At 64.1% G+C, this 22,914-nt stretch carries 25 protein-coding genes; 15 read left to right on the top strand and 10 right to left on the bottom strand.

The window, feature by feature from the left end; translation table 11 throughout:
* Positions 1-2: 2 nt before the first annotated feature.
* The 3 genes from JQ621_RS24640 to JQ621_RS24650 all read left to right on the top strand — a co-directional run bounded on the left by JQ621_RS24640 (position 3) and on the right by JQ621_RS24650 (position 2,930).
* Complete coding sequence (locus JQ621_RS24640; RefSeq protein WP_212237561.1) at positions 3-2,099, top strand: 3-hydroxyacyl-CoA dehydrogenase NAD-binding domain-containing protein; 2,097 nt, start codon at positions 3-5, stop codon at positions 2,097-2,099.
* 7 nt (positions 2,100-2,106) lie between these two features.
* Entirely contained in the window at positions 2,107-2,517 is a 411-nt protein-coding gene (locus JQ621_RS24645) for an acyl-CoA thioesterase (RefSeq protein ID WP_212237563.1), read from the top strand.
* 221 nt (positions 2,518-2,738) lie between these two features.
* Entirely contained in the window at positions 2,739-2,930 is a 192-nt protein-coding gene (locus JQ621_RS24650) for a hypothetical protein (protein WP_212237565.1), read from the top strand.
* An 88-nt stretch (positions 2,931-3,018) separates the two neighbouring features.
* On the opposite strand, the gene JQ621_RS24655 is transcribed toward JQ621_RS24650, so the two are convergent.
* Positions 3,019-3,411: a nuclear transport factor 2 family protein gene (locus JQ621_RS24655; RefSeq protein WP_212237567.1), complete on the bottom strand. Its 393-nt coding sequence runs from the start codon at positions 3,409-3,411 to the stop codon at positions 3,019-3,021.
* A 149-nt stretch (positions 3,412-3,560) separates the two neighbouring features.
* On the opposite strand from JQ621_RS24655, the gene JQ621_RS24660 reads away from it, so the two are divergent.
* The gene (locus tag JQ621_RS24660; RefSeq protein ID WP_212237569.1) at positions 3,561-4,235 is read left to right on the top strand and encodes an HAD family hydrolase; all 675 of its coding nucleotides are present in this window, start codon (positions 3,561-3,563) and stop codon (positions 4,233-4,235) included.
* 89 nt (positions 4,236-4,324) lie between these two features.
* Positions 4,325-5,170 (top strand): DeoR/GlpR family DNA-binding transcription regulator, encoded by an 846-nt coding sequence (locus JQ621_RS24665; RefSeq protein WP_212237571.1) that lies wholly within the window; start codon positions 4,325-4,327, stop codon positions 5,168-5,170.
* Positions 5,171-5,174: 4 nt separating this feature from the next.
* Here the strand turns inward: JQ621_RS24665 and JQ621_RS24670 are convergent, their stop codons facing one another.
* Both JQ621_RS24670 and JQ621_RS24675 read right to left on the bottom strand, forming a co-directional pair.
* Positions 5,175-5,591 carry a type II toxin-antitoxin system VapC family toxin gene (locus JQ621_RS24670; RefSeq protein ID WP_212237573.1) on the bottom strand — a complete coding sequence of 139 codons (417 nt, stop codon included), beginning with the start codon at positions 5,589-5,591 and terminating at the stop codon, positions 5,175-5,177.
* Complete coding sequence (locus JQ621_RS24675; RefSeq protein WP_212237575.1) at positions 5,591-5,842, bottom strand: type II toxin-antitoxin system prevent-host-death family antitoxin; 252 nt, start codon at positions 5,840-5,842, stop codon at positions 5,591-5,593. Before JQ621_RS24675 ends, JQ621_RS24670 begins: the two co-directional genes overlap by 1 nt.
* Positions 5,843-6,122: 280 nt before the next feature.
* On the opposite strand from JQ621_RS24675, the gene glpD reads away from it, so the two are divergent.
* From glpD to JQ621_RS24710, 7 genes are all read left to right on the top strand, one after another.
* Positions 6,123-7,673: a glycerol-3-phosphate dehydrogenase gene (glpD, locus tag JQ621_RS24680; RefSeq protein WP_212237577.1), complete on the top strand. Its 1,551-nt coding sequence runs from the start codon at positions 6,123-6,125 to the stop codon at positions 7,671-7,673.
* A complete protein-coding gene (locus JQ621_RS24685) occupies positions 7,670-8,809 on the top strand; it encodes an ABC transporter ATP-binding protein (protein WP_212237584.1) in 1,140 nt (379 codons plus the stop codon). The genes glpD and JQ621_RS24685 overlap by 4 nt, the downstream gene beginning before the upstream one ends.
* 12 nt (positions 8,810-8,821) lie before the next feature.
* The gene (locus JQ621_RS24690; RefSeq protein WP_212237586.1) at positions 8,822-9,907 is read left to right on the top strand and encodes an ABC transporter ATP-binding protein; all 1,086 of its coding nucleotides are present in this window, start codon (positions 8,822-8,824) and stop codon (positions 9,905-9,907) included.
* Positions 9,907-10,809: a carbohydrate ABC transporter permease gene (locus tag JQ621_RS24695; RefSeq protein ID WP_212237594.1), complete on the top strand. Its 903-nt coding sequence runs from the start codon at positions 9,907-9,909 to the stop codon at positions 10,807-10,809. The genes JQ621_RS24690 and JQ621_RS24695 overlap by 1 nt, the downstream gene beginning before the upstream one ends.
* Positions 10,809-11,615 (top strand): carbohydrate ABC transporter permease, encoded by an 807-nt coding sequence (locus JQ621_RS24700; RefSeq protein ID WP_212237596.1) that lies wholly within the window; start codon positions 10,809-10,811, stop codon positions 11,613-11,615. Before JQ621_RS24695 ends, JQ621_RS24700 begins: the two co-directional genes overlap by 1 nt.
* Positions 11,616-11,624: 9 nt before the next feature.
* Complete coding sequence (locus JQ621_RS24705) at positions 11,625-11,954, top strand: DUF2160 domain-containing protein (protein WP_212237598.1); 330 nt, start codon at positions 11,625-11,627, stop codon at positions 11,952-11,954.
* Positions 11,955-12,029: 75 nt separating this feature from the next.
* Positions 12,030-13,826 carry an ABC transporter substrate-binding protein gene (locus JQ621_RS24710; RefSeq protein ID WP_212237600.1) on the top strand — a complete coding sequence of 599 codons (1,797 nt, stop codon included), beginning with the start codon at positions 12,030-12,032 and terminating at the stop codon, positions 13,824-13,826.
* A 203-nt stretch (positions 13,827-14,029) separates the two neighbouring features.
* Here the strand turns inward: JQ621_RS24710 and JQ621_RS24715 are convergent, their stop codons facing one another.
* The 3 genes from JQ621_RS24715 to JQ621_RS24725 form a co-directional block, all read right to left on the bottom strand.
* Positions 14,030-15,130: an alkene reductase gene (locus JQ621_RS24715; RefSeq protein ID WP_212237602.1), complete on the bottom strand. Its 1,101-nt coding sequence runs from the start codon at positions 15,128-15,130 to the stop codon at positions 14,030-14,032.
* A 194-nt stretch (positions 15,131-15,324) separates the two neighbouring features.
* Positions 15,325-15,828 (bottom strand): DUF1993 domain-containing protein, encoded by a 504-nt coding sequence (locus JQ621_RS24720; RefSeq protein ID WP_212237604.1) that lies wholly within the window; start codon positions 15,826-15,828, stop codon positions 15,325-15,327.
* Positions 15,829-15,938: 110 nt separating this feature from the next.
* Entirely contained in the window at positions 15,939-17,243 is a 1,305-nt protein-coding gene (locus tag JQ621_RS24725) for a lytic murein transglycosylase (RefSeq protein WP_212237611.1), read from the bottom strand.
* 209 nt (positions 17,244-17,452) lie between these two features.
* Between JQ621_RS24725 and htpX the strand changes: the two genes are divergently transcribed.
* From htpX to JQ621_RS24740, 3 genes are all read left to right on the top strand, one after another.
* On the top strand, positions 17,453-18,385 hold the full coding sequence (htpX, locus tag JQ621_RS24730; protein WP_212237613.1) for a zinc metalloprotease HtpX: 933 nt from the start codon (positions 17,453-17,455) through the stop codon (positions 18,383-18,385).
* A 253-nt stretch (positions 18,386-18,638) separates the two neighbouring features.
* Complete coding sequence (locus tag JQ621_RS24735; protein ID WP_212237614.1) at positions 18,639-18,818, top strand: hypothetical protein; 180 nt, start codon at positions 18,639-18,641, stop codon at positions 18,816-18,818.
* A gap of 165 nt (positions 18,819-18,983) precedes the next feature.
* Positions 18,984-19,625: a tetratricopeptide repeat protein gene (locus tag JQ621_RS24740; protein ID WP_212237617.1), complete on the top strand. Its 642-nt coding sequence runs from the start codon at positions 18,984-18,986 to the stop codon at positions 19,623-19,625.
* 30 nt (positions 19,626-19,655) lie between these two features.
* Here the strand turns inward: JQ621_RS24740 and JQ621_RS24745 are convergent, their stop codons facing one another.
* The 4 genes from JQ621_RS24745 to JQ621_RS24760 form a co-directional block, all read right to left on the bottom strand.
* The gene (locus tag JQ621_RS24745; RefSeq protein ID WP_212237624.1) at positions 19,656-20,009 is read right to left on the bottom strand and encodes a hypothetical protein; all 354 of its coding nucleotides are present in this window, start codon (positions 20,007-20,009) and stop codon (positions 19,656-19,658) included.
* 176 nt (positions 20,010-20,185) lie between these two features.
* On the bottom strand, positions 20,186-20,998 hold the full coding sequence (locus tag JQ621_RS24750) for a M90 metallopeptidase family protein (protein ID WP_212237626.1): 813 nt from the start codon (positions 20,996-20,998) through the stop codon (positions 20,186-20,188).
* A gap of 204 nt (positions 20,999-21,202) precedes the next feature.
* Positions 21,203-21,364 (bottom strand): hypothetical protein, encoded by a 162-nt coding sequence (locus JQ621_RS24755; protein WP_212237628.1) that lies wholly within the window; start codon positions 21,362-21,364, stop codon positions 21,203-21,205.
* Positions 21,365-21,449: 85 nt separating this feature from the next.
* The gene (locus JQ621_RS24760; RefSeq protein WP_212237630.1) at positions 21,450-22,895 is read right to left on the bottom strand and encodes a helix-turn-helix domain-containing protein; all 1,446 of its coding nucleotides are present in this window, start codon (positions 22,893-22,895) and stop codon (positions 21,450-21,452) included.
* Between the last annotated feature and the right edge of the window lie 19 nt (positions 22,896-22,914).

Below are 22,914 nucleotides of genomic sequence, written 5' to 3' on the forward strand. Positions count from 1 at the left end.
CCATGGATTCCAGGATCATGACTGCGCTCGGCGATCGCGTGCTGACGCTCGGGCCTTCGCCCGCATCGGATGGTCCCTACAAGAACTTCAAGCTGACGCGCGATGCCGACGGCGTCGCCTGGCTGCTGTTCGACCGTGCCGGCGCCAGCGCCAACACGCTATCCTCCGACGTGATGGAGGAGTTCGACGCCGCGCTCGCTGCGATCGAGACGGAGCGCCCGGCCGGCCTCGTCATCCGCTCGGCAAAATCGTCCGGCTTCATCGCCGGCGCAGACGTCAACGAGTTTCGCGGCGCCGCCGATCCCGCGGTGGTGGAGACGCGCATCCGCGCCGCGCATGCGGTGGTCGATCATCTGGAAGCGTTGAAGCTGCCGACGGTCGCTGTGATCCACGGCTTCTGCCTCGGCGGCGGGCTCGAGGTTGCGCTGGCCTGCCAGTCGCGCATCGCCATCGATGGCGCGCGCTTTGGCTTCCCGGAGGTGATGTTGGGCCTGCACCCCGGGCTCGGTGGCACGGCGCGCTTCACCGCGCTGGTCAATCCGACCCAGTCGATGGCAATGATGCTGACCGGCCGCACCATCGATGCGCGCCGCGCCAAAGCGCTCGGCCTCGTCGACACCGTGACGCAGGAGCGCCATGTCCGTCATGCCGTGAAGGATGTTCTGTTCGGCCGCCTCAAGCGGGCCAAGCCTGGCCTGCTCACCCGTGCGGCCAATCTCGGCCCGATACGTGGACTGCTTGCCAAGCGCATGCGCAGCGAGGCGGCGAAGGCCGCTCCCCGCGAGCATTATCCCGCGCCTTATGCGCTGATCGACCTCTGGGAAACGCATGGCGGCAGCAAGTCAGCGATGCTGAAGGCCGAGCAGACATCGTTTGCCAAATTGATGGTGACGCCGACCGCGCAAAATCTGATCCGTGTGTTCTTCCTGCGTGAGCAGATGAAGAAGGCGGCCGGCAGCGGCAACCGCATCAAGCATGTCCACGTCATCGGCGCAGGCGCCATGGGCGGCGACATCGCGGCTTGGGTGGCAGGCCAGGGGCTGCGCGTCTCGCTCGCCGACATGAAGGCCGGGCCGATCGCCGGCGCGGTGAAGCGCGCGGCCGAGCTTTACGGCAAGATCATCCGCAAGCCGACCGAGGTGCGCGACGCGCTGGATCGGCTGATCCCTGATATGGACGGCGAGGGCGTCCGCAACGCCGATCTCATCATCGAGGCCGTGCCGGAGAAGCTCGAGCTCAAGCAGAAGGTCTATGCCGGCCTCGAGCCGAAGATGAAGCAGGGTGCGATCCTCGCGACCAACACCTCGAGCATTCCGCTCCAGGACCTCCGCGCCACGCTGGCGCGACCGGAGCGTTTGGTCGGCCTGCACTTCTTCAACCCGGTGTCGCGGCTGCAACTGGTCGAGGTGATCAGCCATGACGGCAACGATGGGCAGGTGCTGAAGGAGGCGCTCGCCTTCGTCGGCGCGATCGATCGCCTGCCGCTGCCCGTGAAGAGCTCGCCCGGCTTCCTCGTCAACCGCGCGCTGACACCCTATATGCTGGAAGCGATGGTGATGCTGGACGAGAAGACCGACCAGCGCCTGATCGACGCCGCGGCCGAGCAGTTTGGCATGCCGATGGGGCCGATCGAGCTCGCCGACCAGGTCGGCCTTGATATCTGCCTTGACGTCGGCGACATGCTGCGCGGCAAATTCGGCGATCTGTTGCCGCCGACGCCGGCCTGGCTCCGCGAGAAGGTCGCCAAGGGTGAACTGGGTCGCAAGACCGGCAAGGGATTTTACACCTGGAAGGACGGCAAGGCCGAGAAGGCGCCATTGCCCGAGACCGGCCCACGCGTGACCGATCAGATGATCGACCGACTGGTGCTGCCGATGTCCAATGTCTGTGTCGCGGCCCTTCGCGAAGGCATTGTCGAGGATCCCGATGCGGTGGACGGCGCCATGATCTTCGGCACCGGCTACGCGCCGTTCCGCGGCGGCCCCCTCAACTATGCGCGTGCGCGCGGCGTGGAGAATGTCGTATCGACCATGCGAGCACTGGCCGAGCGATTCGGTGGGCGTTTCGCGCCCGATCCGGGCTGGGACGACTTCAAGTGAGAAGCGCATGAGCGATCAGGGGACGACTGGGCCGAGCGGCGATCTCTGCATCCGCACGCTGGCGATGCCCGCCGACACCAATGCCAATGGCGATATCTTCGGCGGCTGGCTGCTCAGCCAGATGGACGTCGGCGGCGGCGTGTTTGCCTCGAAGGTTGCGAAGTCGCGAACCGTCACGGTTGCGATCGAGGCGATGAATTTTCGCAAGGCGGTATATGTCGGCGATCTCGTCTCGGTCTACGCCAATCTCGTGCGCGTGGGCCGGACCTCGATGACAGTCCATCTTGAAGCCTGGGCGCTGCGGCGACGCGAGCAGCAGCCGATCCTCGTGACCGACGGCAATTTCACCTATGTCTCGATCGACGAAAACGGTCATCCGCAAGCGATCCAGCGCAACGATCCGCCGATTGCGACGTAGTCGCGCGCGGCGCTTCGTCCCATCCCACAAAAACTGCAACACGCTGAAACGCGGCACGAGTGAGTCAACGCGCCGCGTCTTTGCCAGGAGCGGGTCATAAAACGGATGAGGTCCCGGTGTACTCAGTTGCGCGTTGATTCGGGGTGGAAACCGGCTGATTTGCCCTAGGAACATTTGGGCAGACATGCCGTTATTTGCCCGCACTGAGGACTCCACGGGCCATGCCGGACAGCTATATCATCGAAGTGAATTCAGAGACTGCGGGCATCGTGGTTCGCGGCCACGGTGGCTACTGTTTCTTCGCCTCGTCTCATCAATTCAATCGCCTCGAAGGCCAGCTCTTCCGCAACGCCCGCGAAGCCGAGCGCGCTGCGCGCAAGCTGGTGAATGGCGACGTGAAGGAGGCGGCGTAGGGTCTGTCATTCCGGGGCGCGCGTAGCGCGAGCCCGGAATCCATTGCGCGCCCGCGCCGTTCGGCGCGTCCCGGAATGACGTCATCGATCACAATTTCGTCGCCGAGCGCGACAACAGCTTCCACGCCTCGCCCTGCTTCTGCCAGTTCATCAGGATGTGAAGGCTGTTTTCGACCTTCTTTCCCTCGGTCATCATCTCGGCCATCCAGTGAAAGCGCACGATCGCGGCGGGGCCGACGACCTTGATGGTCGGATCCTTGTACTTAATCGAGAGAAATTTCGTCTTGCCGTCGGTGGCGTTGGCGACGAAGGCGGCCTTGTCCTCGAGGAAGCCGTTGGAATGGCTGTAGCTCAGATCGTCCGCGCACAGCGCGCTGAGCGCCTTCGGATCGGCTGCGATCTGGGCGAGGCGAAATGCCTCGACGTTCCTGGCCACAGCCTCACTGTCCGTCGTGGCCGCATGATCGCGATTGAGTGTCATCGTATCCTCCCGTCTTGATCTTGCGCCCACTGTTGCAGCCGCATCCGATTTTGTCGAGCATCGCCAGATACGATCCGCTGCATTGCGTCGGCCGGCGCGAATTGATACGTCTCGCGCATCATTGCGCGGCGCGCGAGAGGAAACACGGAATGATGCAGGGACTGGGCAAGGCGTTGCTGTTCGACATCGACGGTACGCTCGCCAACACCGACCCGCTGCACCTGAAGGCGTTCAACCAGGTGCTCGGTCCTCGCGGCCATACATTCGACCACGCGCGCTTTTCCAGAGAGTTGCAGGGCTTCGCCAATGTCTCAATCGGCGAACGCTTTCTGCCTGACGAGACCCTGGAGCGGCGCGCCGAAATTCTCGGTGAAAAGGAACAGGTGTTCCGGACCTTGGTCGCGGGGCAGATCGAACCGCTGCCGGGCCTGATGGCGCTGCTCGATCGCGCGGACGCCGCGGGCGTTCCCATGGTCGCGGTCACCAATGCGCCGCGTCTCAACGCCGAGTTGCTGCTGTCCGGCCTCGGCATCGCGCATCGCTTCAAGACGCTCGTGATCGGCGACGAACTGCCGCACGGCAAGCCGCACCCGCTGCCTTATCTGGAGGGGCTGCGCTTCGTCGGCGCCAGTGCGGCCGCCTCGGTCGCGTTCGAGGATTCCCGCTCCGGCGTGCAGTCGGCCACGGCCGCCGGTATCCCGACCATCGGCATCCGGACCAGCCTTGGCGATGCCGACCTTGTCGGCGCGGGCGCGGTCGCTTCGGCGAGCGCCTTCGACGATCCCGCGCTGCTTTCACGCCTTGCGCGCGCAATGGCCTGGTGAGGCCTCGTCTATGAACCGTGATCGGGGTGCGCATTGACCGCGCGGCCGAGAAGCCGCACCATGCATCATTCTGATTTGAGGCCATTGCCGTGACCGGATTGACCCATCGCCAGGCTGAAATCCTCAACATCGCCCGCGCCTCCGGCCGCGTCATGGTCGAGGAGCTGGCGCGCCGGTTCGAGGTTTCTGCCCAGACGATCCGCAAGGACCTCAACGATCTCTGCGAGCGCCGCTCGCTGACCCGCATCCATGGCGGCGCGATCATCGCCTCCGGCGTGGAAAATCTCGCCTATGAGGCGCGCCGATTCGTCGCCGCCGACGAGAAGAAGGCGATCGGCGCCGCCGCCGCTTCGCTGATCCCGAACGGCTGCTCGCTCTTCATCAACATCGGCACCACGACGGAGGAGGTCGCGAGCGCGCTGACCTCGCACGAGGATCTGCTGGTCATCACCAACAATCTCAACGTTGCCATGCTGCTGTATCGCCATCCCCGCATCGAAGTGGTGGTCGCGGGCGGTACGGTGCGGCGCGCCGACGGTGCGGTGGTCGGCTCGACCGCGACGCAACTGATCGGCCAGTTCAAGGTCGACTACGCCATCATCGGCGCCTCCGCGATCGACGAGGAGGGCGCGCTGCTGGACTTCGACTATCGCGAGGTGCAGGTGGCGCAGGCCATCATCGCCAATGCCCGCAGCGTCATGCTGGTCGCCGATTCAACCAAGCTTCGCCGCAGCGCACCGGTCCGCATCGCGCATATGACCCAGATCCAGACCTTCGTGACCGACCAGGAACTGCCCGAGCGCCTCGCCACCATCTGCCACAGCAAGGGCATCGAGGTGGTCGCGGCGATGCCGAAGGGCTCTGATATCGACGAGATCCAGGCCGATGCGCAGGATGCGGCGCCTGAAGCAGCGCCGGTGGTGCGGCTGCGCTAAGGGCTTATGTGCTGTTCCACGGGTTGTGCAGCGGCACGCCTGTCGGTTCGAAATCCCCCACATTGCGTGTGACAACCGTCAATCCGTGGACAAGCGCGGTTGCTGCAATGAGAGCATCGCGTTCGGCCCGCGGGTTGGGAACGTGAAGTTGCGCACAGCGCTGTGCCAGGGCCGTGTCGATGGCCAGAATTCGTCCCTCGAAGCGCGCCAGAACTTGAGTGTCGATCCAATTGCGCAGGATGGCGCCTTGTGCAGCGTCCTTGCGCTCGATCAAGCGCGCACCAAGTTCGATTTCAAGAATCGAGATGGCGGACATGAAAAAATTCGCCGCAGGAACTGCATTGGCCCAGGCGACGACATTGCGATCGGCTTTATCCGGTCGCCTCAATTCGGAGATGACATTGGTGTCCAGCAGAAACATCAGTCGAGATCGGCGGACTTGAAGATTCCGCCATCCACGCGAGGCGGATCGAAATCAAAGTCCGTACTCGTCTGCGCCAGAGCCTCGGCAAGGCTCATGTGTCCGCCGCTCAGACGCAAATAGTCTTCGATCGTCAGGAGCACATGGGCTGGGCGGCCGCGATCCGTAATGAAGACGGGTCCTTGCGATGCAGCTTTTTTGGCGCCGCTGGTGTCCTGATTGAATTCCCGGCTGGTGAGAGTGGTCACCATCGTGAGCTCCCTTGTAGCGACGGCGTCATACGCGCGCATGTATATGTAGATATGTTGCTACATTCAAGCGTGTCATTGGCCCGGCAGCCTCTCGATGCCGTTCGATCAAGCCGATTGCTCTCAAATCTGTCTGTCTGCCTGCCTATTTCTTCACCACTTTGACGATGAAAAAGTTCCATTTTCGCTTTCGGCAGTCACTCTTTCGTCTTGCTTTCGTTTTTGGGTGTGATCTAATCCAAAACGAAAGCTGCCGCTCGACTGAACGAGCGGGTTCCGGGGGATGCGTCTGTTGGAGCGTATTTTCGACCTCGCCATCATTGGAGGCGGTGTAAACGGTTGCGGCATCGCGCGTGACGCGGTCGGCCGGGGTAACACCGTTTTCCTGTGCGAAATGAACGATTTGGCGAGCGGGACGTCGTCCTGGTCGACCAAGCTGGTGCATGGCGGCCTGCGCTATCTCGAATATTACGAATTCCGCCTGGTCCGCGAAGCGCTGATCGAACGCGAGATTCTCTGGGGCATCGCGCCCCACATCATTCGCCCCCTGCGTTTCGTTCTGCCGCATCACGCCGGTCTGCGTCCGGCCTGGCTGCTGCGCCTCGGCCTCTTCCTCTACGATCACATCGGCGGCCGTCATCTCCTGCCGCCAACCCGCTCGCTCGATCTCAGGCGCGACGAAGTCGGCAAGCCGCTGATCCCGAATCGTTACGGCCGCGCGTTCGAATATTCCGACTGCTTCGTCGATGACGCGCGTCTGGTCGTGCTCAATGCGCGCGACGCCGCCGACAAGGGGGCCGAGATCCGCACCCGCACCCGTGCGACCGACATCAAGCAGTCCGACGGGATTTGGACTGTCAGCATGGTCGATACGCTGACCGGCGCGCGCTCGCAGATCCAGGCCCGTGCGCTGGTCAATGCCGGCGGTCCCTGGGTCGAGGACGTGCTCGGGCGCGGTGCGGGCGTCAACGCCAAGGCAAAGGTACGCCTGGTGCAGGGCTCGCACATCGTGGTCAAGAAGCTCTACGACCACGACCGCGCCTACATGTTCCAGAACGCAGATGGCCGCATCATCTTCGTCATCCCCTATCAGGACGATTTCACCCTGATCGGCACCACCGATCGCGATTATGACGGCGATCCGTCCAAGGTGAAGGCCACGGCGGAAGAGATCCAGTATCTCTGCGCGGCCGCGAGCGAATATCTCGCCAAGCCCGTGGCATATGGGGATGTGGTCTGGACCTATTCCGGCGTGCGACCGCTTTATGACGACGGTGCCAGCGAAGCCAAGGCCGCGACCCGCGATTACGTATTCGAGCTCGACACGCCGGGCGGGGTGCCGCTGCTGTCGATCTATGGCGGCAAGATCACGACCTATCGCCGCCTCGCCGAAGAGGCGCTGGAGCGGCTCGCGCCCTATCTTCGCAGCGCGAAAGCGCGTGAGGGCTGGACCGCCAAATGGCCGCTGCCCGGCGGCGACATGGACGTGTCGGCCGTCGATGGCCTGATCGCCGAGCTTCAGCGCGGCTATCCCTTCCTGAGCCACGAGCATGCGCGGCGCCTTGCGCGCGCCTACGGCACCCGCGCCATCAAGCTGCTCGGCGACGCGAAATCGACCGCCGATCTCGGCCAGGCCTTTGGCGCAACTCTGACCGAACGTGAGGTTCGCTACCTGATGACCAACGAATGGGCGGTGACCGCCGAGGATATCGTCTGGCGTCGCTCCAAGCTCGGACTGCGGCTGTCTGCCGACGAAATTGCCGCCCTGGACGACTGGATCAAGGCCCACGTTGTATCGCAAAGTCCTCTTCTGCAAGCAGGAGGACGCTCATGAGCGTGACACTCGATCACGTGACCCGGACCGTCGATGGGGTTCCACACATTCGCGACGTCTCGCTGACGCTCGAGAGCGGCACGCTCAACGTGCTGCTCGGGCCGACGCTGTCGGGCAAGACATCGATCATGCGGCTGCTCGCCGGCCTCGACAAGCCGACCTCAGGCAAGGTGCTGGTCAACGGCAAGGACGTCACGGGCGTCGACGTGCGGCAGCGGTCGGTCGCGATGGTCTATCAGCAGTTCATCAACTACCCCTCGCTCACGGTCTACGAGAACATCGCTTCGCCGCTTCGTGTCCAGGGCAAGCCGCGCGAGGAGATCGAGACGCGCGTGGCGGAAGCCGCAAGGCTGCTCCGGCTTGAGCCGTTCCTGAAGCGCACGCCGCTTCAGCTGTCCGGCGGTCAGCAGCAGCGCACCGCGATGGCGCGTGCGCTGGTCAAGGGCGCCGATCTCGTGCTGCTCGACGAGCCGCTCGCAAATCTCGATTACAAGCTGCGCGAAGAGCTGCGCACGGAATTGCCGCGCATCTTCGAGGCCTCCGGCGCGATCTTCGTCTATGCCACGACCGAGCCGACCGAGGCGCTGCTGCTCGGCGGCAACACGGTCTGCATGTGGGAGGGCCAGGCGCTCCAGATCGGCGAGACGCCCGGCGTCTACCGCCGTCCGCAGACGCTGCGCGTCGCGCAGGTTTTCTCCGATCCGCCGCTCAATCTCGTCGGCATCGAGAAGAAGAACGGCTCCGTGCAATATGCGGGCGGCATCGCTGCGCCGGCCTCCGGTCTCTATTCGTCTCTTGCCGACGGCGCCTATCGCGTCGGTTTTCGCGCCCACCAGCTAGCGCTCGCCAATGGCGAGACCGACCGCCATGCCTTCCATGCCACAGTCACGGTGACCGAGATCACCGGTTCGGAGAGTTTCGTGCATTTGACCCGCGACGGATCGAACTGGGTTGCGGTGCTGCACGGCGTGCACGAGTTCGAGCCCGGCCAGACGCTGGACGCCGTGCTCGACCCCAATGATGTATTCGTCTTCGATGCGGCCGACCGCCTGGTCGCTGCTCCTGGTCCCATAGCGTTTTCAAGCGAAGTGCCTAGCGGTTCGCGTGAAGAAAACGCGTCAAAGAAAAAAGCTTGAGGGAGGTGCGCGATGGCTCGCATTGACCTCGTCGATCTCGCTCACTCCTACGGCGGCAACGACGCGCCGCAGGAAACCTTTGCGCTGAAGCCGGTCACAATGACCTGGCGGCAGGGCGGCGCCTATGCGCTGCTCGGCCCGTCCGGCTGCGGCAAGACCACGCTGCTCAACGTCATCTCCGGCATCATCACGCCGTCGCGGGGGAAGATCCTGTTCGACGGGGCGGACATCACACCGCTGTCGACCCAGAAGCGCAACATCGCCCAGGTGTTCCAGTTTCCGGTCATCTACGACACCATGACGGTGGGGCAGAACCTGGCCTTTCCGTTGAAGAACCGCGGCGTGCCGAAGGCCGAGATCGACAAGCGCGTCGCCGACATCGGCCGCCTGCTCGATCTCGAGCCCTATCTGAACCGCAAGGCGACGCGGCTCACCGCCGACGCCAAGCAGAAGATCTCGCTTGGCCGCGGCCTCGTCCGTTCCGACGTCGCCGCCGTGCTGTTCGACGAGCCGCTGACCGTGATCGATCCCGAATTGAAATGGCAGCTCCGCTCCAAGCTGAAGGCGCTGCACCGCGAACTCGATCTCACGATGATCTACGTCACCCACGACCAGACGGAGGCGCTGACCTTCGCCGACACCGTCGTCGTCATGCATGACGGCCGCGTGGTGCAGAGCGGCACGCCGGCGGAGCTGTTCGACAAGCCCGCCCACACCTTCGTCGGTTATTTCATCGGCTCGCCCGGCATGAACATTCTGCCCGCCGAGGTGAAGGGGCGCGAGGCAAGGGTCGAGGGCCATGTCATCGCGCTGAACCGCAGCTACGACAACCTGCCGGCAGGCGCCAGGATCGAGATCGGCGTGCGTCCGGAATTCGTTGACGCGATCGCGCCCGGGCCCGGCCTGCTGACGGCAAAAATCGACCGCATCGACGACCTTGGCCGCATCCGTTTCGCGCGCGTGCGTATCGGCGAGGCCAAGATCGCGGCGCGTGCGCCGGCTGGCTTCACCGGCTCCGATGGAAATGCCGGGCTGAAGCTCGATCCGGCACATATTCACGTTTATGCTGACAGCCTTCTGGTGGAAGGGACCGCCTGATGGACAAGACCGTCAACCAAAAAGCCTGGTTCCTGGTGCTGCCGGTGTTCCTGGTCGTCGCCTTCTCGGCGGTGCTGCCGCTGATGACGGTGGTGAATTATTCGATGCAGGACACCTTCGGCAACAACCAGTTCTTCTGGAACGGCGTCGGCTGGTTCAAGGAGTTGCTCGATCCCTCGACCGATCTCGGCGGCCGCTTCCTCGCCTCGCTCGGCCGCAATCTGTTCTTCTCGCTCGTGATCCTCGCCATCGAGGTGCCGCTCGGCATCGTCGTCGCGCTGTCGATGCCGCGTCAGGGCTGGACCGTCGCCGCCTGCCTCGTCACCCTCGCGCTGCCGCTGTTGATTCCGTGGAACGTGGTCGGCACGATCTGGCAGATCTTCGGCCGGCCCGACATCGGCTTGCTCGGCTATGTCCTCAACCACATCGGGCTCGACTATAACTACGTCTCCAACGACATCGACGCCTGGGTCACCGTCATCGTGATGGACGTCTGGCACTGGACCAGCCTCGTCGCGCTGCTCTGCTATGCCGGCCTGAAGTCGATCCCCGAGGCCTATTATCAGGCCGCCCAGATCGACGGCGCTTCACGCTGGGCCGTGTTCAAGGCAATCCAGCTGCCGAAGATGAACCGCGTGCTCCTGATCGCCGTGCTGCTGCGCTTCATGGACAGTTTCATGATCTACACCGAGCCGTTCGTCGTCACCGGCGGAGGCCCGGGCAACTCGACCACCTTCGTGTCGATCGAACTCGTCAAGATCGCGCTCGGCCAGTTCGACCTCGGCAAGGCCGCCGCGCTCTCGCTGGTCTACAACCTGATCATCCTGATCGTCTGCTGGATCTTCTACACCGTCATGACCAATGCCGGCAGCGAACGGAAACCCCAGGAAGGAGCCGCGTGATGCACTCGATCCCCGGCCGGCGCCTCATCATGGGGCTGTTCCTGATCTTCCTGCTGTTGCCGATCTACTGGCTCGTCAACATGAGCTTCAAGACCAACGCCGAGATCGTCTCGACGATGACCTTGTGGCCGCATACGCCGACGCTTCAGCACTACAAGCGCATCTTTACCGATGAGAGCTGGTATTCCGGCTACATCAATTCGCTCGAATACGTCATCCTCAACACCGTCATCTCGATCTCGGTGGCGTTGCCCGCGGCCTATGCGTTCTCGCGTTACCGCTTCCTCGGCGACAAGCACCTGTTCTTCTGGCTGCTGTCGAACCGCATGGCGCCGGCGGCGGTCTATGCGCTGCCGTTCTTCAACCTCTATTCGGCGATCGGGCTCTTTGATACTCCTTGGGCCGTTGCGCTCGCGCATTGCATCTTCAACGTCCCGCTGGCGGTATGGATCCTCGAAGGCTTCGTCTCCGGCGTGCCGCGCGAGATCGACGAGACCGCCTTCCTCGACGGCTATTCCTTCCCGCGCTTCTTCGTCCGGATCCTGGTGCCGCTGATCGCGAGCGGCATCGGCGTCGCCGCCTTCTTCTGCTTCATGTTCTCCTGGGTCGAGCTGCTGCTGGCGCGGACGCTGACCTCGGTGCAGACCAAGCCGATCGCGGCGATCATGACGCGCACGGTGTCGGCGGCCGGCATGGATTGGGGCCTGCTGGCGGCCGCCGGCGTGCTCACCATCATTCCGGGCGCGCTCGTGATCTGGTTCGTCCGCAACTACATCGCGCGCGGTTTCGCGCTCGGCCGGGTCTAGGAGGTTCTCATGGAATCCATTGCATGGATGGCCTGGACGCTGCCGACGGCGATCTTCTTCGTCGCGCTCGCCTGTACGCTCGCGGTGATGACGTGGCTCGCGGCTGCGTATCCCGAGGCCGAGCGTGTCGGCGTGCTCAGCATTCCGACCACGCGCGGCGATCGCCTGTTCATCTCGTTGATCCTGGCGGCCGTCATTCACCTCGCGTGGATCGGCCTCGTCGGCACCAACCCGATCGCCTCGCTGCCGATCGGTGAGGAGGGCATCGAGATTTCGAGCCTGTGGCTCGCAAGTGGAATTTCGCTGGTGACGGCCGTGCTTGTTTTTCGCACGGTCTGAAGCTTGCGAAGGGACGGCCAGATCCGGGGTCAACCCGGGCCTGTATAAAGTTTGTCGCTGCAACGGAGGAACAACATGCGACAGTTTAGGAGAAGGAAAGGTCCATTGACCAAGATTAGTTTTCTGACCGTATCGAGCGCCGCGGCCATTCTCGCCACCGCGTTCGCAGCTTCGGCGCCGGTTCGCGCCGCTGACGACGCCACGATCCAGAAGTGGATCGCGGAATTCCAGCCCTCGACCCTGTCGAAGGAAGACCAGAAGAAGGAGCTGGAATGGTTCGCCAAGGCGGCCGAGCCCTTCAAGGGCATGGAGATCAACGTCGTCTCCGAAACCATCACGACCCACGAATATGAGTCGCAGACGCTGGCCAAGGCGTTTACCGAACTCACCGGCATCAAGCTCAAGCACGACATCATCCAGGAAGGTGACGTGGTCGAGAAGCTGCAGACCCAGATGCAGTCCGGCAAGAACGTGTACGACGGCTGGATCAACGACTCCGACCTGATCGGCACCCACTTCCGCTACGGCCAGACCATCGTGCTGTCCGACTACATGACCGGCGAGGGCAAGGACGTCACCGACCCCATGCTCGACGTCAACGACTTCATCGGCAAGTCGTTCACGACCGCGCCGGACGGCAAGCTCTATCAGCTGCCCGACCAGCAGTTCGCGAACCTCTATTGGTTCCGCTACGACTGGTTCACCAACCCCGACTACAAGGCCAAGTTCAAGGCCAAGTATGGCTACGATCTCGGCGTGCCCGTGAACTGGTCGGCGTATGAAGACATCGCCGAGTTCTTCACCAACGACATCAAGGAGATCAACGGCGTCAAGGTCTACGGCCATATGGACTATGGCAAAAAGGACCCGTCGCTCGGATGGCGTTTCACCGACGCCTGGCTCTCGATGGCCGGCAACGGCGACAAGGGCATTCCGAACGGTCTGCCGGTCGACGAGTGGGGCATCCGCATGGAGGGCTGCAGTCCGGTCGGCTCGTCGGTCGACCGTGGTGGCGACACCAATGGTCCGGCGGCGGTCTACTCGATCACCAAGTACCTCGAGTGGCTGAAGAAGTACGCGCCGCCGCAGGCGCAGGGCATGACCTTCTCTGAAGCGGGCCCTGTGCCGGCTCAGGGCAACATCGCCCAGCAGATGTTCTGGTACACCGCCTTCACCGCCGACATGGTGAAGCCGGGCATCGCCGTGATGAACGCGGACGGTACGCCGAAGTGGCGTATGGCTCCGTCGCCGCACGGCGCCTACTGGAAGGAAGGCATGAAGCTCGGCTATCAGGACGCCGGCTCCGTGACGCTGCTGAAGTCGACCCCGGCGGATCGCCGCAAGGCAGCCTGGCTCTATCTGCAGTTCATCATCTCCAAGACGGTGTCGCTGAAGAAGAGCCATGTCGGTCTCACCTTCATCCGTGAATCCGACATCTGGGACAAGTCGTTCACCGAGCGTGCGCCGAAGCTCGGCGGCCTGATCGAGTTCTACCGCTCGCCCGCGCGCGTGCAGTGGACCCCGACCGGCAACAACGTGCCCGACTATCCGAAGCTCGCTCAGCTGTGGTGGCAGAACATCGGCGATGCGTCGTCGGGTGCGAAGACCCCGCAGCAGGCGATGGACGCGCTGGCAGCTGCCCAGGACTCCGTGATGGAGCGCCTGGAGAAGTCCGGCGTGCAGGGCAAGTGCGGCCCGAAGCTGCACAAGAAGGAGTCGGCCGAATACTGGTTCGCCAAGGCCGAGAAGGACGGCACCATCGCGCCGCAGCGCAAGCTTGCCAACGAGAAGCCGAAGGGCGAGACCGTCGACTACGACACGCTGATCAAGTCGTGGCCGGCCACCCCGCCCAAGCGCGCCTCGCTGCAGTAAGCGAAGCCTCATAACGACGAAAGGCCGGGAGCAATCCCGGCCTTTTTGTTTTTGGTGAGATGGGCTGTCTCGGCGCGTTCGCTGTCATTGCCCGCGAAAACGGGCAACCCAGTACTCCGCGGCAGTGTTGTTGAATCGAGGGGCCGCGGCGTACTGGATGCCCCGCCTTCGCGGGGCATGACAGCTGTCGTGTGGGACGCTTCTTACTCCGCCGGCTCGGCTGCGAGGGTCGGATAGTCCGTGTAGCCCTTGGCGCCGCCGCCGTAGAACGTGTTCTTGTCCCAGTCGTTCAATGCCGCCCCCTTCTTCAGCCGTTCGACCAGGTCGGGGTTGGAGATGAACGGCTTGCCGAAGGCGATCAGGTCGGCCGCGTTCGCATCCAGCACCTTGGTTGCGAGATCGAAATCGTAGCCGTTGTTGGCGATGTAGGCGCCCGAGAAGCGCTTGCGCAAGGACGCATAGTCGAAGGGTGCGAAGTCGCGCGGGCCGCCGGTGGCGCCTTCGACGACGTGGAGATAAACGAGCCTCAAGGCGCCAAGGCCGTCGGTGATGTAGTCGAATAGCGCCTGCGGATTGGAATCCACGATGTCGTTGGCGGGCGTCACCGGCGAGATGCGGATGCCGGTCCGGTCGGCGCCGGCCTCGGCCGCGACGGCCTTGGAGACTTCGAGCATCAGCTTCGCGCGGTTCTCGATCGAGCCGCCATAGGCGTCGGTGCGCTTGTTGGCACCGTCCTTGGCGAACTGGTCGAGCAGGTAGCCGTTGGCTCCATGGATCTCGACGCCGTCGAAGCCGGCCTCCAGCGCATTCCTGGCGGCGCGCTTGAAGTCGTCGATGATCCCGGGAATTTCGGACAGCTCGAGCGCGCGCGGCTCGGAGACGTCGGCGAAGGTGCCGTTGACGAAGGTCTTGCCCTTGGCGCGGATCGCGCTCGGCGCCACCGGCGCCGCGCCGCCCGCCTGCAGGTCGACATGCGAGATGCGGCCGACATGCCAGAGCTGGATGAAGATCTTGCCGCCGCGCTCATGCACCTTGTCGGTGACCTTGCGCCAGCCGGCGACCTGGTCCTTCGAATAGATGCCGGGGGTGTCCTGGTAGCCCTGGCCCTGCTGCGAGACCTGGCTCGCTTCGGTGATCAGGAGGCCCGCGGATGCGCGCTGGCCGTAATACTCGGCGGCGAGCGGCGAGGGGACGAAGGTGCCGGGCGCGGCGCGGTTGCGCGTCAGCGGCGCCATCACCAGGCGGTTGGCCAGCGTGATCGGGCCGAGTTTGTAGGTCTCAAACAATTTGGTCGAACGGCTCATTGGGGTGCTTCCAGGGGTTAAGAGGTCTGGAACACTTGTGCATTGCGGCATCAGGCGCAAGGGATGAGCCATTCGGAAAGTGCAGGCGAGCTGCGCGGAAGGCTCCGCGCAGCATGATTCATGCGCATTTTCGGCCACGACAGCGAAATTCCGCTGCCGTGGCCGTGCGATTGCGCAAATCAGCTCACGTCAGATCAGTTGACGCCGAGGAAATCGCGCTTGCCGATCTCGACGCCGTTATGACGCAGGATCCCGTGCGCGGTGGCCGCATGGAAATAGAAGTTCGGCAACGACGCCGAGCTGAAGAATTGCTGGCCCTTCAGGGTCATGGTCCGGTCGGGACCGACGGGGAAAGTGACGTCCTTGCCGTCGGCGCCCTCGAACTGTTCCGGCTTGAACGATTTGACGATGTCGATGGTCTTCGCGAGCCGCTGCTTCAAGTCGGCGAAGCTGGTTTCGGTGTCCGGCATCGCCGGCACCTCGCTATGGGTCAGCCGGGCGCAGCCCTTGGCGGCGAAATCGCTGACGAGCTGGATCTGCTTCGACAGCGGCAGCATGTCCGGGAAGAGGCGCGATCCGAGCAGCACGCTCGGGTCGATCTTTTTGGCCGCGCAATGCGCCTCGGCTTTGGTGAGCAGGCCGGTCAGGCTGTTCAGCATTTGCAGGTAGGCGGGAACGACGGCGTCGTAAAAGGACATGTGTTGCTCGCTTCAAAAGGTGGGAGATTTCAGGAGAAAACCTGAGCCACTCACATGGGAGCCTCATGAAACAATACAATCGCGAAAGTGGCTTGTGCGGTGCGAAAATTCTATCGCACCGTCGTCGCCGGCGGTTGGGCCTGCGCCGTACCGCCGCGCATGCGGGCCAAAAGCTCGGCGGTTGGCCAGGAATCCGCCGGCAGGCCGTATTTGAGCTGCATCGCCTTCACGGCCGCGCGACTCTGCTGGCCCAGCACACCGTCGACCTTGCCGACATTGAAGCCGGCGCGGACCAGCAATTGCTGCAATTCCTTGATCTCGTTGAACGGCAATTGCGCGACTTGCCCGGCAGGCTTGCGCATCGGCGCCGCCCCGGCAATGCGGGAGGCGAGGTAGCCCGCGGTGGTCGAATAGATCAGCGAGTTGTTCCACTCGGTGTAGGCAGCGAAATTCGCATAGGCCATGAAGGCCGGCCCAAAGCGTCCCATCGGCAGCAGCACGGACGCCGCGAGATTGTCATTCGGCAGCGGACGGCCATCGGGGTAGGTGACGCCGAACTGAGCCCATTTCGAGCGCGGCAGCTGCACGCTGAGATCGGTCTGGTCCCAGGGCAGGTTCGAGGGCACCTTGATCTCCTCCAGCCACGGCTCGCCGCGCCGCCACTTCAAGCCATTGGCGATGTAGTTCGCGGTCGAGCCGATCACGTCGGGCGCCGAGCGCAAGAGGTCGCGCCGTCCGTCGCCGTCATAGTCGACGGCATAGTTGACGTAATGCGTCGGCAGGAACTGGGTCTGGCCGAGCTCGCCGGCCCAGGAGCCGATCATCTCGTCGGGCGTGAGATCGCCGCGATCGATCACTTTCAGCGCGGCGATGGTCTCGCCCACGAACATCTCCGAACGCCGGCAGTCATAGGCCAGCGACACCAGCGATTTCAGCGTCGGCAGATTGCCCATGTTGGCGCCGAAATCGCTCTCCAGGCCCCAGAAAGCCGCGATCACCGCCGGCGGCACGCCATATTCCTTTTCGGCGCGCGCAAAGGCCGCGGCGTATTGCTTGATGTGCTGCTGGCCGTTCTGCATCCGATAGGGCGCCGCCATGCGGCCGGCGAATTCGGTGAAGAGCTGTCCGAACACGCGCTGGCCGCGGTCGCGGTTGACGATGCCCTGGTCGTAGACGAGGTAGGGCCCGGCTTCCGACAGCGCATGCTGCGACACGCCGGCAGCCACCGCCTGCTGTTTCACGTCGGCGAGGAAGCGGTCGAAGCTCGCTCCGTTGTGGCACGATGCGGCACGCGGCGAGGGCGCGGTGGCCTTCGGAGCGGCGGGCCTTGCTGGCGGCGGCGCGAACTGGGCGGCGGCGGGAACAGAGAGCGCGGCGAGGGCAACGGCCGCGATCGTCAATCGGGTCTGACGCATGAGGTTTCCGGAAGGGGGAGACGCTTGGATTCTTGGCGAAAGTTCTTGGCGAAATTTCTCGGCGAACTTTAATGGAATGACCAAGCTCAAGCCAGTGCCGCGGCTCCGCGACGCACCCTGAAACCTTGCGCTCCGGCCGGAGGCATTCCTACCTGAGGTGTGCCGGCTTGCAGCGCCTCCAGGGCCCATGGCCGGCTTTGGAGACGGCCATGAACTATCTGCGTACCGCAATGCTTCTCGCAGGCCTCACCGCCCTGTTCATGGGCGTGGGCTATCTGATCGGCGGCGCCGCCGGCGCGATGATCGCGCTTGTCATTGCGGCCGCGACCAATCTCTTCACCTACTGGAACTCGGACCGCATGGTGCTGTCGATGTACGGCGCCCACGAGGTCGACCGTGCAAGCGCGCCGGAGCTGGTCGGCCTCGTTGCCGAGCTTGCTGGCCGCGCCGGCTTGCCGATGCCGCGCGTGTTCCTGATGGACGAGCCGCAACCGAATGCATTCGCGACCGGGCGCAATCCCGAGAATGCCGCCGTTGCCGTCACCACCGGCCTGATGCGCCAGCTCAGCCGTGAGGAGCTCGCCGGCGTCATCGCGCACGAGCTTGCGCATATCAAGCATCACGATACGCTCCTCATGACCATCACCGCGACCATCGCCGGCGCCATCTCGATGCTGGCGCAGTTCGGAATGTTCTTCGGCGGCAACCGCGACAACAACGGGCCCGGCATTGTCGGCTCGATCCTGATGATGATCCTGGCGCCGCTCGGTGCCATGCTGGTGCAGATGGCGATCAGCCGCACCCGCGAATATGCCGCTGACAATCTTGGCGCGCGTCTCGTCGGCCAGCCGATGTGGCTCGCCTCCGCGCTCGTCAAGATCGAGAGCGCGGCGCATCAGGTGCCGAATGTCGAGGCCGAGCGCAATCCCGCGACCGCGCACATGTTCATCATCAACCCGCTGTCGGGCCATGGCGTCGACAATCTCTTCGCCACCCATCCCTCGACGCAAAACCGTATCGCGGCGCTCCGGCAACTCTCGGCTGAGCTCAGTGCTCATGCGGCGCCGTCAGTTGGTGCGAACGAGAACTATCCGCCGCGCGGCCCGTGGGGCCGATCATCCTCGCGCGGACCGTGGGGATGAGCTCGCGCGCCGCGCGGACGCATTCTGCCAGCGTTGCAATTCAAGCGAGATTTTTCATTCAACGTCGCATTGCCGCCGCCTGACAAAATCACGTCAGGGTGCGGTTGCTGCTGCGCACTATCCGAAATGTTAACTTGCGCTTTGCGGACTGTTGCGCCAGATCAATGCTTGCTCGCCTTGGCTGGGGGAGCAATGACATTCGAAATGCTCGCCGAGTGGCAGACTTTGCATATGCAGATCGCCGGAGGTTCGCATGGTACCGTTGCAAATCGAGCATGTGGTCAAACGCGATATTGCACCGCGTGAAGGCCTTGCAGAACGAATGGAAGGCGCACTGCTGCTGACCTCACTGGCCTCGGTGACGGTTGTCTGGTGCTATCTGCTTGGCCTGGTGGTCTGGAAGTGCTGCATCTGGATCCTCGACCTCGCGTAGTTCCGCAAGGGCAGGCCTTGAGCACGCTGCCATGCGCAAGGCGCGGATTATGCAGGCATTGTGATCTGGCGCACAGAGCGGCGCGCCGGCCGGTGCTATGACCTGACCGAGAATGTTCCTTCGAAAGGGGATGCGTGGCCGGCCCTCTGCCTGCCGCCGTCGAAGATGACCAGAGCTGCCGTGCCATTGTTGATCGTCCTGGGCGTGGTCATCGGCCTGTCCACGCACACGGTCGTGAATTGCGGTGATGAGGACGAGCCCGACATCTGCTCGGCCGTGATCGGCTTCTCGCCGCTTCGCGGTTCCCTGATCGCGTTCGCCTATGAAGGGCGCGGGCGGATCGCGCTGCGTCATGGCGACAACAGCCGGGCGATCGCCGACTTCAGCGAGGCCATCCATCTCAATCCCAACCGCGCTTCGCTCTTTCGCGACCGCGCGCAGGCCTACCGGCAGAACGGTGATCTCGCCCTTGCCATCGCCGACTACGACGAGGCGATCGCGCTTGATCCCAAGCCCGCCGTGCCCTATCGCGAGCGCGGCCTTGCGCTTGTTGCCAAGGGCGATCTCGATCGCGCAATCCTGAGCTACAGCACAGCCGTGCGCCTCGACCCCACGGACGCACAGGCCCGCCTCGACCGCGGCCTCGCCTTCCTCGCCCGCGGCCAGGCCAATGACGCCCGCGCCGATTTCGAAGCCGCGCTCGCGCTGCCCCCCGGCAGGGACGCGAAGACGCGCGACGCCGCACGCGCCAAGCTGGCTGAGCTCACGCAGACGGAGCCGACCCGGGTCTTGACCCCGCAGCGGTGAGCGGTCGTCCTTTCGCCGAAGGAAGGGGGCCTACTTCGCTTTCTTGGCTTTGGCCTTCTTCGCGTTTGCGGCCTTCTTCGCCGGCTTCTCCTTCGCCGGCTTTTCCGCTTTCACCTCGGCAGGCGCGCTGGCGGCCAGCCGCATGGCGCGGGCGTAGCTGTCGGCGACGTTGTCCGCGGACATCTGCAGGCGCCGTGCGGCGGCGGTGGCCTGTTCGATGGTGGCCTTGGCCATCATCTTGAAACGGGCGCCGGTCTCCTTGCTCTTGGCCTTGGCGGCAAGGCCGCTGAAGCGATCCCGGCGCTCCTTGGCGCGGGTCATCAGGCCCGTCTGCAGCTGTCTGGCCAGTTGCCGGATCACGACATCCAGGTCGGCGTCCGCCATGTCTTCTATCCCCTTCGAAACGGTCCCAATCGATGCGGCGGGACTATGCAGATCGGGCCCCTGCTTGGCAATTGCCGCAGGTGAGTCATCCGCAGCTTCCGGTTACCAAAACAGAAAAGCCGCGCATTTCGCGCGGCTCTTGGCATTCGCTTGGCGCGAAGGGCGCCGTGTCGGGCTCACTTCAACGAGGCGACCGGTCCGCTCGAATTTGCTGCCGGATCGGGGTCGAAGCCGAATATGCCGACCAGATACTTGTAATAGTCCGGCATCTTTTCCTTGAGCGCTTCGCGGGTCTTCGGATCCTGTATGTCGCTCTTTCCGGCCAGGAAGATGCTGGCGGTCACGGCAAAGAACTCCATCTGGTTCTTCATCGCATAGGCCTCCTTGGGCAGGAGATCCTTGCTCTTGGCAAGGGCGTAATAGATGATCACGCCCTTGTTGGCGTAGCCGTCCGGCAACAGCCGCGCGTGATAGGCGTGCATCATCTCGTGGAGCAGCACGGCCTCCTTCTCGTAGCGCATCATGTCCGGGCGGACCATGATCACGCCGAGCCCGGAATCGACGGCGAGGTCGACGGCATTCGGATTGGTCCAGCGCTGGCTGTCGTGGTCCCACACCGTCAGCGTGCGCGGCGTGGTGCGCTGGATGTCCGGGGTGACCCGGCCGTAGCACGCGGTCGCGGCGCCTTCGTCGAGGCAGGCCATCTCGCTTGCGATGATCGGAACGGTGCGGAAGAAGCGCATCACGCGCGGCGAGAGGCCCGCGGCCTCCACGACGTCGATCTGGCGCTTGAGATTGTCGGTGAGCTTGTCGAGGTCCTTGCGATCGGTTGCCTCCGAGACGTCGAACATGTAGCCGCGATAGCTCTGGAAGCCGGGCGGCAGCGATTTTGCCGCGTCAGCCGACGCGACGTCGAGCGAGCCGGCGTTGGACGGATTGGCGAACAGCGCGCCGACGATGGTCGCGGTCAGCAGCAACGCAATGCGCATGATGAACCCCCTGATGTCACTTCGCACGGCAGGATAGGCTGCCGTTGTTTGCGAAACGTGAGTGGGGCGAGGCTAAGGCGCCGATGTTGAGGCGTGCTTAATCGTTGGTTGCAGTTCGCGCGAGCGGATTAGCGGCAGGTTAACCATGGCGGTGACGACGAAAGGCCGCGCGGGCGGCGCGGCCTCGCGCCGTGGCCCGTCATCTCAGTAGTCGTAGCCGGGATGGCCTGGATAGTACTGACGGTTGCAGGCCCTGCGGCCGCGGTCATAGGCGGCGTTATCGCCGTGAGCGAGCGCGCTGACATATTTCAGGCAGCGAACGTAGTTGTCATTGCCGAGCCAGTCGAGGCCGTTGGCCGAAGCCAAGGCCGGTGGCTATGGGTCCTGGCCTTCGCCAGGACGACGGTGAATCTGTGGCGTGCGCCTTCCGCCAAGCGCACAGCCGCCGCCCTCACAACTCCCGTGCGTTCGAGAACGCAAAGCTCGACACCCGCCGCGTCGTCTCATCCAGGATCAGCGTGCGCGTGATCGGCGGCTCGGCGCGCTGGGCGCAGTTTTCGCGCTCGCAAAGCCGGCAATTGACGCCGATCGGCGTGCCCTCGGTCTTCTCCAGATCGATGCCGGCGGCGTAGGTCAGGCGCGCGGCGTGGCGGATTTCGCAGCCGAGGCCGATAGCGAAGCGCGGCTGCGGCAGCGGATGCGGCGCGACGGGACGGCGCACCATCTGCGCGATGGAGAAATAGCGCGTGCCGTCGGACAGCTCGATCACCTGCTTCAACAGGCGGTCCGGCGTGTCGAAAGTGGAGTGCACGTTCCACAGTGGACACGTGCCGCCGAACTTCGAGAACGGGAACGTGCCGGAGGAGAAGCGCTTCGAGACGTTGCCGGCGTTGTCGACGCGCAGCAGGAAGAACGGAATCCCGCGCGCGTTCGGCCGCTGCAGCGTGGTGAGGCGATGGCACACCTGCTCGAAGCCCGAATTGAAGCGCTGCGCCAGCACGTGAATGTCGTAGTTGAGCGCCTCGGCGGCCGCGAGGAACGTCGGGTAGGGCATCATCACGGCCGCCGCAAAGTAATTGCCGAGCGTGATGCGGAACAGCCGGCGCGGCGCATCGTCGAGCGGACCCGCGCGGCTGATGATGGTCTCCAACGCTTGCGCGCACTCGCCGAGACCCAGCTGGAAGGCGAGCTGGAAGGCGCGGCCGGGCAGGTCGACCAGCTCCGAGACCAGGAGCTGGCGGCGGTGGCGGTCGAACCGGCGCAGCGTCTCGCGCATCACGTCGACAGGCATGATGCGGGTCTGGATCGAATGCTTTTCGCGCAGGCGCTCGACGAGCGCGGCATAAAGCCCTTCGGCCGGGACGTTCAACTCGTCACGCAGGTTTTCCGCGGCCTGCTCGAGTTCCGGAAAATAGTTGCGGTTGGCCTCGATCAGCTCGCGCACGCGCTCGACCGGATTGGCCTCATAGCGCGTGCCGACGTCGCGGTCGGCCATTTGCGCCGCGGCCAGCGTCTCGCCCTGGCGCGCCTCGGTATAGGCCGCATAGAGCCGTTGCAGCGCATGGGTGACGCCGGGACAGAGCTCGGCGAGGTCACGCAGCTCCTGCTTGGGAACGTCGATCTGGCGGAACAGCGGATCGGAGAAGATCTCGTTGAGCTCGGCGAAGAAGCGGTCCTCGTCGGCGGTGGCGAGGTCCCGAAGGTCGAGATCGTAGGTCTCGGCGAGCCGCAGCAGGATCTGCGCCGTCACCGGGCGCTGGTTCCGCTCGATGAGGTTCACATAGCTCGGCGAGATCCCGAGCCCCTCGGCAATCTGCGTCTGCGACAGCCCCAATTGCTGCCGGATCCGCCGGAAGCGTGGGCCGACGAACAGTTTCTTCCCGGATTCGCCGGCCATTCCTAGGACTCCAGGGGCA

It is taken from the genome of Bradyrhizobium manausense (genome assembly GCF_018129685.1).
GTDB classification, from domain to species: domain Bacteria; phylum Pseudomonadota; class Alphaproteobacteria; order Rhizobiales; family Xanthobacteraceae; genus Bradyrhizobium; species Bradyrhizobium manausense_D.